This is a genomic window from Tamlana crocina, assembly GCF_012037625.1.
In genome coordinates this window covers 1-280 of record NZ_JAAVJS010000888.1, presented here as the reverse complement: position 1 = coordinate 280, position 280 = coordinate 1, and the positions used below count along the sequence as shown (strand labels likewise).

Here is a 280-nt window from a genome sequence, read left to right as displayed (position 1 = left end):
ACCGCCCGATCTTTTGGAATTGCAGCTAAGTAGGTTTGGGGATCATATCGTGGATCATTTTCAACCAGATCTGTGATTCCCTGCACATCCAAACCTGCTCCTGCTCCTCCTGCCCTTTGGGTACGCCAGTTATCAACCAACTCCCTGTCCCCCCAGGTTCTAAAGAATTCCTGTTTCCCGTAAGCGACCGCAGTTGGATTATAAAAATAGAAAGATGAACCGGGATTTGGCACTCCCGGCATGGCCGGACGTTTGTTCTCAAAGAAATTCTGGGCTGCTG

Annotated in this window: 1 pseudogene; it reads right to left on the bottom strand. The window is 49.6% G+C overall.

Annotated features, from left to right (window positions below):
- A pseudogene (locus HC176_RS19890) lies at window positions 1–280 on the bottom strand (type IX secretion system periplasmic lipoprotein PorW/SprE); the annotation flags it as partial.